Source organism: Variovorax sp. P1_H12_2 (assembly GCF_056405335.1).
This window is the reverse complement of sequence record NZ_JBFUCI010000714.1, coordinates 1-1,531: the sequence shown is the minus strand read 5'-3', so window position 1 is coordinate 1,531 and position 1,531 is coordinate 1. Positions and strand designations below refer to the sequence as shown.

Annotated in this window: 2 protein-coding genes; both read right to left on the bottom strand. The window is 67.7% G+C overall.

From position 1 onward, the window contains the following. A partial coding sequence (locus AC1D2K_RS34485) for a Zn-ribbon domain-containing OB-fold protein (protein ID WP_478094907.1) occupies positions 1 to 770 on the bottom strand: 770 nt, incomplete at its 3' end. Continuing rightward, a partial coding sequence (locus AC1D2K_RS34480) for a thiolase family protein (protein ID WP_478094905.1) occupies positions 767 to 1,531 on the bottom strand: 765 nt, incomplete at its 5' end. The genes AC1D2K_RS34480 and AC1D2K_RS34485, both read right to left, overlap by 4 nt.

Here is a 1,531-nt window from a genome sequence, read left to right as displayed (position 1 = left end):
AAGCTGCGATGCACCTCGGCGTTGTTGATCACGATGTCGACCTTGCCGCCGATCTCGCCGGCCAGTTCGGTCACCGAGCGGCCGTTGGTCAGGTCGAGCGGCACCAGCGTGACCTGCGGCAGCGCCGTGATGTCGTCCAGTCCGCCCATCTTCTTCCAGGGCTCGGCATGGCCGACCCAGACGATGTCGGCGCCGGCCTTGACCAGCGCGCGCACGATCGCCTGGCCCACCTCGGTCTTGCCGTCGGTGACCAGCACCTTGCGGAACTTCGGATCGCTGGTCATTTCTCTGAGCATCTTGTCGTCGGCCATGTGGGCGCTCCCTTCGTTCGGAAATCCAATCAATACCGCCTGCCCCGCGCGGTCGAGCCGGGCACCCACGCGCACCCGCGACGGCGCCTCGCCGACCTCGCCGTGCAGGTGGACCATCAGCGTCGGGCCGGCATCGAGATGCACCAGGCCCAGCCGCCAGGGCAGCCGCTCGCGGAAGAACAGGTCGTTGCTGTGATGCAGCGTGGTGCTGCTGAGCAGCTCGCCCTCGCCGCCCTGCTCGCGCCAGTGCAGGTGCGGCGACAGGCACTTGTGGCAGGCCTCGCGCGGCGGGTACTGCACCGTGCCGCAGTCCTCGCAGGTCTGCAGTTCGAAGCGACCCTCGGCGGCGGCCGCGGTGATGCCGAGGGCGACACGGCCGCGCGCCCAGGGCGGCAGGTTCATCTGCCGGGTGCGCAGCACCGGGTTCTTGCGCTTGGGGCGCATGAGCGGCATGGTCATGAAGGTCTCCCAAGAATCACGGCGCCCGTACACAGGCAGCGGTCGTAAGTCACCATGCCGAAGCCGGCGACCAGGCCCAACCTGGCATCCGGCACGGTACGAGGACCAGCTGTGTCCGTCAGTTGCCTGATCGTCTCGGTCATGCCGAGGAAGCCCCCGGCGGCACCGGCCTGTCCTGCAGAGAGTTGACCGCCGCTGGTGTTGTTGGGGAAGCTGCCGTCGTGGGTCATGGTGTGCGAGCGCACGAAGGCCGACCCCTCGCCCTTCTCGCAGAAGCCGAGGTCCTCGAACTGCATCATCACGATCACGGGGTAGTCGTCGTAGGTCTGAACGAAGTCGATGTCGGTAGGCTGCACGCCGGCTTGCGCGTAGAGGTCATCGCGATCGACACGCCAGCCGCCGCGCACCATCACCGGGTCTTCCGAGTAGGCGTTGTGGCGCTCGATCGCGCCGCGGATCACCGCATGCGGCAGGCCGAGGTCGCGCGCGCGCTCCTCGCTCATAACCAGGAAGGCCTCGGCGCCGGCACAGGGCATCACGCAGTCGAACAGATGGATGGGGTCGGAGATCGGCCTGGCGGCGATGTACTCGTCGAGGCCGAGCGGCTTCTTGAACATCGCGTTCGGATTCTTCAGGGCGTTGCTGCGCTGGTCGACCGCGATGCGGCCGAAGTCCTCGCGCGTCGCGCCGAAGGTGCGCATGTAGTGCGCCGTGATGAAGGCGAAGATCGAGTTCGGCCCGCCCGAGCCGTAGGGATAGGT